This window comes from Ectothiorhodospira lacustris (genome assembly GCF_022227785.1).
Lineage (GTDB): Bacteria > Pseudomonadota > Gammaproteobacteria > Ectothiorhodospirales > Ectothiorhodospiraceae > Ectothiorhodospira > Ectothiorhodospira lacustris.
Map to the genome: position 1 here is coordinate 1 of NZ_JAJNQM010000113.1, position 8060 is coordinate 8060.

An 8060-nucleotide genomic window follows, 5' to 3' on the forward strand; every position below is an offset into this window, starting at 1 on the left:
GGATCATCCCACTGGGTGACGACCTTGATGAAATCATTTCGCTCCTGATCGTATACGCCACCGGGTTGATAGGGCTGCTTGCGGGCCTCCTGGGTACAGGCACGAAAGGCTGCGATCCGTTTTTCTGCCTCATGCCGCTCGCGGTCCTCTTCTGACAGGCTTTCCAGCAAGGCTGACTCTGCTGCCGCGGCACGTTGTTCGGCCTGCGCCTTTTGCTTCTCCCGTCGAGTCTCGGAGGCACTGGAATCAATGGCCATGGCGCCATAACCCAGGCTGGTCTTGGCACCAAAACCGAGCCACTCAAACGCATGGTCAAAGGCCGCCCGCATGAGATCCTGCCAGACCTTACCCAAGGTATCCGTCACCCCCAGGGATTGCATGCGTGCCCGGTCGATTCGCAGATGAAAGGTAAAGCGGGCACCCGGTGGGACGGCCAGGAATTTAATGGGGATGGGTTGCCCGGAGTCATGGGGGGTAGCCTTGCCTTCGTAGTACTCCTTCTGATGGGGTGTCATGACCTCGACCATCAGGTTGCTGCCCTTGTCCAGCCTGGGTATGACGTCCCAGATATCCAGCAGTCCACGAAACAGGGGCGCGGCCGCTTTCTGTCCATCCTGTGGATCGTGGCCGAACAACAGCTCAATGGCGGAGCGGCGCTCCTTCTGGCTGGTGTCGAACATCTGGTCCCAGCCAAAGGTATTCTCGGGTCTCCAGTCACGGCGCGGATCACCCGCCAACTCCTCGGCGGCGGCCCGCAGCACCCCCTTGATACCACTGCCGGGCAGATAAGGCAGGCCGTGGGGATTGAGAAATGCAAAACCATTTTCCAGAGGGTGCTCGTTGCCCATGCCGGTGACAAACGGGGCAATACCGATGGCATCGACGCTGAGACGATCGCTGTCCGCAAGCTGTGCAATAAGCCCATCCTGACGGTCGGCCAAAGCCCTCATGCGCCTCCGATCATCCGATCCAAGTGCCGTGATGGTTTCCCATGCTTTAAGTGCCGCGGAATCATTCTTACTCCAAACGGGCTCCTTGGAATTCTGTTCATCCCGCGACGTCCAGATCGGGAGATACATGCCAAATCGCATACCGGGGGAGGCTTCCCCCAATAGGGTCTTGAAGTGCTGACCCAGATAATCAGGTACGGCGGCACGGGGCATGTCAGACACCTCCCTTCTGACGGGCCGGAGCAACCTGACGCAACCACTTGAGCCAGGCCATGGCCTCGCGATTGACATCCCGAAACTGGGCCGGTGTGGCGTTCATCAGGCTTTCCATGAAAGGCTCGAATTCATCGCTTCGAATCCAGTCGAATCGTCCGGCAAGCCAGCGACGCAGGCGACGGGCCACGTCCTCGCTTTCCTTGTCCTTGTCATGGCAGAAGGCCAGTACCTGCATCAAGCCACTGTTGATGATCAGGGCCGGGAGAGATTTGGCTGCATTCACATGGTCTTTCGTGTAATCCTGCGCCGCCTGCCAGGCGTCTGTGGCGCGCTTGTGGTCAATGGTCTCCATGACGACTCCCCCCTTAACCGGGCATGTGGCAGATGAGCAGGCCGCGTCCGGTGGTGGCATCGCCCCCCACCTGCAGCAGATCGCTGTGCAGAACCGCCCGCACTTTAGCCATGACGAACCCGGCATCCAGCGGTAAATCACCATGGCTGCCGCGGGTGGCGCCGGCCATCACGGGGGCGATGAGCAGCGATTCCGGCGGCAGGTTTTCGGTATAGAAAAGACCACCATCGCTGGCTGTTCCAGTCTTGGGATCAATGCGCACGTGGGGTTCGATCACCATGGCATGTTCGGCAAAGTGCGAGAAGTCGTGATCGTTGAGCACCACCAGATCCTGACTGAGCTTATTGCGGAAATAGTCATGGATCGGGTCGGCCGGCAGCGCGAGTGCTGCCAGTTGCTCGGCAATGGCATGGACCTCGGGCGACATCTTGGCACGAAACTCATGAGCCTCAAGGTGAAGCGCCTGATCCGTGGACAGACAGGCGGGATTTACCAGATGGGCATGGCCTTCCGGCACCTCGGGGATCGACCAGTTGACCCGTTGGTGACACAGGGCCAGCAAACGCTGGGCACGGGCCAATGCCTGCGGACAGGTGGCATAGACATAGCCCCCTTTGAGGGATCTTACCGGCAGGGCCACCGTCTGAGCATCGCCAAAACTCAATGCACCGGCGTGCAGGTTGCTGGAACCGCTCTCCGGTCCAAACAGCGGATCGATGTGCTCACGCTTGCCCCCGAGTTGCTCGAAACCATGACGAACCGCACCCTTGAGTCCGGAACCCGCAATGCAGGGATGACCCGTGTGGCATTCACGCTGAATGGGATTGTCGATAAGACCAGTGGCCTGGCCGCCACCGGCATGCACCGGACTGACGGCGTAGAGAAAGAGCGGGGCTTTTTCCATAAACATTAGGTGTTCTCCGTGGTCATGCCTTTATGTTCAAACAATAGCGAGGGTAAAGCGGTTATAGCCCTCGGCACGGCGGTGTCTGTCCAGGCTGTCCGTGGACCAAAGGCCTGCATCCAACCAGTCAGCCAGGGCTTGTGGGCTGACCTCATCAAAGGCCACCCAATACACACTGCCTACCGGAGCGACCCGCCGGGCCGACTTCGGACGGCGCAAGGCCAGGTCATAGCCCGATATGATCTCGGCACGGGGCACTGCGGCGCAGGTAATCCTTCCCCGTATACCCGGTGCGCGGATCACGCCCGCCCCATCGCCCGGCGTCCAACCTTCAGTGAACAATCCCGGCGTGGTCAGGATCAGGCGGGCATGCCCGGCTTGGGCCATCGCCTGCAAATCACCTTGCGCGGGTTGCCATTCGACAGTCTCTGCCTCAGCAGCATGGCCGTCCCCCCCCAGCCGGAGGGTGATCCGGGCAGGACAGTCCGCCGTGTGGACCCGCGCCAGAAATCCAATCGTGCTGTCATTACCACGCATCAGGGAGATGGCCTGAGTGGTGAACAGCTTGCCGTCATCGGCACAGCGCCTGACAGGTTCGAGCCCAACCCCGGTACGAATTTCCGTCTGCCACAGCTCTGAACCGGGGATCCAGTGAGCCGGAGCCGGCGTTTGCCCAGCCAGATAGTCGGACCATCCCTGTTCATCCAGCCAATAGCCGCTCACCGGTTTTCCCCGGGAAGATTCAGGTAACACGGCCAGATCCGGCGTAGCGCCGGAGCAGGAGATACCCGCCCCCCGGGTTCGAGGGCGCACGCGCTCAATGCGTAATCCGCCCTCGTCATCCCGCTTGGCCACCAGGTCAGACGGCGGCCGATACAGTGGCGATATCCGCAGGCCATCGTGCCGGGCCAGTTGCCAGTGTGTGAGCCGGAAGCGCCCTGGCGCATCCCTGTGGCCCAGGTCGGGGTCTTCCAACCGACCCTCGGCAAAGGCATGAGGGTCGATGCCACGGGAGACCATCAGCGCAGAACGCAGGGCGCCGGCGGCTACCGATGGCTGAGGCGGCATCTGGCTGACGCCATAGCTGCCTGCCTCGCCAAAAATGCGGTTGCCCCGAAAGGACAGCACGTCCAAGGGACGAATGAACAGCGCAATATCAGGCATGTGCGATCTCTCCGTGTTCAGCACTCCGGAATGACGAGGCGCCCGAACGACTCTCACGGGCAAGGAACTCAGCGATAGCCAACAAGTTGGCGAGTTTCCGCACGGGAGCCTCGCCATCCAGCGCAAAACCGGCGATGGCCCGACTCAGACCGGGAACGTCGTGATGCTGGGCAGCCGACTTGTGCGCGCACTGCCGCTCGAACTGGTAGCAGAGCAAACCGGCCATCATGTCTTCAGGCGGATGGGAAGGCAGCGTGGCCAACCATTGCAGGCTGTGATACACCGCCCTGCGAGAGACGCGGGGATCGGCCAGAAAAGCAATCAGGCGCTCCAGCAATGGAACACTGTCCCACTTGGCGGTAAAACTCAGCTCCCCACCACTGCGCTTGACGATGGTCAGGCTGAATGCATCACGCCCCCCCTCATTCTTGGCACGTTTTTCCGCGGCCTCCAGTGCCCGACGCACGGCAGTAAGGGGTGCCTGGTGGTGTGCCACCACTCCCCCAGCGGAAGCGGTGGCTCCCTCTCCCATCATGCGCATCAGTCGCCCACGCAGCATGGCAAAGCCGTTACTCAAGACAAGGTTCCGGCTTTGCCGGGCACTCTGCCAATCAGAGGTTTCGCCCCGGCCACTGTAGGCGTCACGCAGTCGGCGCATAGCGGGCAACAGATGACCCACCGGCAACATGGCCAGCACATCATCCCCACCGGCATAGAGCAGTCGCCCAGGATGCTCCTCTTCCACGACTTCGGGCACCACATGCAGGGTGAAGTCATTGAGGGCCGAGGAAATGGCCATGTGCCGCCCCGGTGACAAGGCTCGTTTTTGCTCGCCGTAACGACGGATATGCGGATGTTTTCCGGCCAGACGATCGAAGCCCGCCTGAACATCGGGGTGGAAACTCTCGCGATAGGTGACGGCATGCGCAGGGTCACCGCTCAGGATGCGGCCCATATGATCGCCGTCCATCATCAGCAAGGCGTAGTAGGCCTCCGGCTTCTGACCCAGCAGACGGGACACTGCCTGGCGCGCTTCCTCCATGGCCTGGTCCTGATCCGCCTCGGCGGCGGATTCCAGCAACCCGGGCAAGCGACGGGCGATATTGAAATCCCCCTTGCCGACGGCCTGACGAGCCAGACGCCTGGGCAGGGGGACCGCCGGTGCGGCCTCCAGTCTTTGCATCAGCGAGGTATCAGGCGAGCGCCCCCCTTCGCTCATCCAACGCTCCAACTGCCCGGCCAGGGCCATGGTGTGGGTGGAGACCACGAAACGGGGAACCTGGCCCCTGTCCATGCCCAGCGCCTGCGCCACCTCGGCGGCAAACAGGCTGGGCCAAAGTCGTTTGAGTGCCGGCAGACCGGCCAGATGCTCACCGCGCTTTGCCCAGCTCTTTTTCTGCCCCGCCACCCGGTTCCACAGGCTGTCTCCGGTCCGGCCTGGATATTCCTGTAAATCTTCATCGTCCAGCGCCAGCCGCTCGGCCTCACCGGACAGCGTACAACGCCAGCCTTCCTGCCGGGTCTGCTGAAAAGGACGCACGGCCTTGGCCGCCGCCAGCACCCGATCTGCCAGATCGTGTACCGCGGGATAAAGCACCCCCGGGTTGGGAGAAAAGAACCGGATGCCATCAGCTTCCATCGCCCGGCTCAGCGCATGCCAGACAGGGCTACCCAGAAAACCCGGGGCATCTTCACCGTCAAAGAAAGGCGCCATGGCCTCGGACAGCTTGGTCACATCAAGATCGGTGTCCCTTTTACGATCATTGGCACGGATCAAGGAGAAGGGCACCGCCGCCCAATGCACCTCGGGGAATCCCTCCAACTGCTCGCGCATCTGCCGGTGAGCGCGTGAATCCGAGGCATTGATCTGGAGACTATCGAGCAACGCATCCACAGCCTGCCGGCCCATGTCATCCAGCCAACGGCGGACGCGATCACTCGCTGCCTGCGCTAGCGCCTCTGCCCGTTCCGCGGGCACCACGGCAACAAAGCGGTTCGGCAGTGCGCCGGAGAACAGAGGATTGGCGTCAGTTTCCCTTTTTGCCCATGCTTCATCGGCAAACCATTCCTTGGGCAAATTCATGGTGTCGCGTAGCCACAGGTCCACCTGCGGAATACCACGCAGCCGTGGGAAGAGGATGGCATCGGGACCCAACTCCTCGCAGATCACCCGCATGGTTTCCCAGGCCAATCGCGACAGCAGATGGGAACCGGCCCACAGGTCGGAAGTGGAACGGGCGCTGGCAATGAATTCCTGCACTGGCCCAATGCTCATGGCCAGCAGGGCTGCCTCGCCCTGGCTGTCGCCGGCAAAAGCACCCGCAAAGGCAGAAGCCAGATCCAGATGATCCCAAATGGAATGATCCGGCACCCGGGTATCGGCGGGTAGCAATGGCCAGAGGTGACCCAGGGTGTGGTTATCAGCCGTTTCCTTGAGTGTCGGCCCGAAACGCCAGAAAGCCAGCAGAGTACGCTGCCAGTCGGTATTCCCGGCCCCATCACGACAGATCAATCCTTGAAAGTGCTCGCGGCTGCGCTGCTTGATGTCCCGGATATCAGTTTCCTGCAGCCCCTTGAGGTCGAGGGCTTCGCCGGTCAGGGGATGCTTGAGTATCGGTCGCTTGACCCAGTTCACCCGGGCGTAGTCGGCGACCGCCAGGGTCTTTTCCTTTCCGTCTCGGGTGGTGATATCAATCTCCCGAAGCGGCCACTGGGGGCGATCAGCAGCCGCCGACCACCAATCCGCCCGCTTGACGGCCCGGTGAATATCGGCGGCCAGCCGATCAAACAGGATATCTCCCAGGGCATCCGGATCGGCGGGCAAGTCCTCAGTACCGGACTCCAGGCCCAAGTCACGCTTGAGCACGCGACTGGTTCCCCCCTCGTGCCCGGCGGGATCCCGCAACAGCACCAATGCCTTCTCCGCCGGATCATGGATACGGGCCGCCAGTTTGGTTTTCCAGAGTGTGGTGGTCATCGGCACTACTCCTTGATGCGATTCAGTCCGTGACACTGCGTGTCGAGAAAGTCATGTACATTCCCCCAGGCACTGCACAAGGCCCGACCATCGGGCCTGAATTCGGCCGGCGGGCGGATGGGCATGTGGTAGATCACGCCGCGCAATCGACCCTGGGCATCCTTGCGTGCCGTGAAACGCATGCTGTTGGGCAGACGCTGGTTATTCCAGCCCAGCACATCGTGATTGGTGACGGGATAACTGAGCCAGTGACGGGGTTCCGTTTTTTTTGCGCCCTTACCCGTTGTGAAAGATAGATGGGTGCGAAAACCGATCTTGATGGCGGCCAAGGTCTGCATGAGCCCGTGCCAGTCGGCTTGCGAACCGGTCTGCCAGATCAGGGGACCCGTGTCATCCGCACCCACCGCGTGAGCCCATTCCGTCTCAAGGGCTTTTTCCCAGGGCACCAGTGGCAGCGGTGTGCTTCGCCCCGATGGCGTGCCTGTCTTGACCTGGACCTGTAATGCGCCCCAGCCGTTGCGGGAACGGCCACCAATCGTGCCGAAGCGGTCGATCCAGTGCATGGCACGGTCAATACGGTGGATTTCGGCCTGGTCATCGCCGGGAATCGCCAGCCTCAGGGTGGCCGTTTCACCGGCCTGGATGGCGGCGTTGCCCTTGAGGACAGTGCAGCGCCTATTCTTATCGTGGGTGAGCGGACCATAACCAAGATAGAGTTCGGAGCCGACCGGCATGCCGTTTCCACCCATCCCTACTTCGGGGTGGTGCGTCTTCCTTTCGGCCGTGCCCTCCCAGTCCTTGAGCTTGCCTGGATCCCAACTATCCAGTCTCAATCGAAGCCTTGACTTGCGATGCCCACCTTCATCTTCACTCAGCCAGGCATTCCCGAATAGCCTGCCCTCGGCAGCGCGCATTTTCTTGACAGCATCGCCATGGAGTCGAAAATCCTGATCCTGTGCCCAAGCCACCCGCCACCAGGCCCGGAGTAGTTGCTTGAAGGGAGGACTACGCCACCGTGCGCCTTGATCGGCACCGCCAAGAAAGGCGGGCGTCAGAAAGGTGATTTCATAGCTTCGTTGTTCCATGAGGGCGTCCATTCTGTCTTTGGATATTCAGCGTAGCCGATGCTGGCAGGCTTGCACGACTATGGCAAGCTTGCCATGGCCGTACAGGTCCATCAAACGGAATGCCGAGTATCCCACTAAGGATTAGCCACTAAAAATAGCTGCATAACGATGTACTCTCAGGCGACAAGTCCCTTGACAGCTGCCGACCCGGGGTAGTTGGGCCTTAATCCCTTCTTCATCAGGGTCTACTTTCCCAGACCTCAGCATGGATGGATCTTACAATTCGCTCCGGGTCTTAATCCCTTCTTCATCAGGGTCTACTTTCCGAGGGCTATGGCTTGGACGTATTGATCAATGATCCGTCTTAATCCCTTCTTCATCAGGGTCTACTTTCCGAGCAATCGAAAGCGCGAAGCCGGCACGTGTTCGA

Annotated in this window: 6 protein-coding genes; all 6 read right to left on the reverse strand. The window is 61.0% G+C overall.

The window, feature by feature from the left end; all coding sequences use genetic code 11:
• The coding region (cmr6, locus tag LQ952_RS14830; RefSeq protein ID WP_238623402.1) for a type III-B CRISPR module RAMP protein Cmr6 at positions 1-950 on the reverse strand (950 nt) is incomplete at its 3' end.
• Positions 951-1164: 214 nt separating this feature from the next.
• Positions 1165-1518 (reverse strand): type III-B CRISPR module-associated protein Cmr5, encoded by a 354-nt coding sequence (locus LQ952_RS14835; protein WP_238623403.1) that lies wholly within the window; start codon positions 1516-1518, stop codon positions 1165-1167.
• 13 nt (positions 1519-1531) lie between these two features.
• Positions 1532-2422: a type III-B CRISPR module RAMP protein Cmr4 gene (gene cmr4 / locus LQ952_RS14840; protein WP_238623404.1), complete on the reverse strand. Its 891-nt coding sequence runs from the start codon at positions 2420-2422 to the stop codon at positions 1532-1534.
• A 36-nt stretch (positions 2423-2458) separates the two neighbouring features.
• A complete protein-coding gene (locus tag LQ952_RS14845; RefSeq protein ID WP_238623405.1) occupies positions 2459-3586 on the reverse strand; it encodes a type III-B CRISPR module-associated Cmr3 family protein in 1128 nt (375 codons plus the stop codon).
• The gene (cas10, locus tag LQ952_RS14850) at positions 3579-6563 is read right to left on the reverse strand and encodes a type III-B CRISPR-associated protein Cas10/Cmr2 (protein ID WP_238623406.1); all 2985 of its coding nucleotides are present in this window, start codon (positions 6561-6563) and stop codon (positions 3579-3581) included. Before cas10 ends, LQ952_RS14845 begins: the two co-directional genes overlap by 8 nt.
• Positions 6564-6568: 5 nt before the next feature.
• The gene (locus LQ952_RS14855; protein ID WP_238623407.1) at positions 6569-7648 is read right to left on the reverse strand and encodes an RAMP superfamily CRISPR-associated protein; all 1080 of its coding nucleotides are present in this window, start codon (positions 7646-7648) and stop codon (positions 6569-6571) included.
• Positions 7649-8060 lie beyond the last annotated feature (412 nt).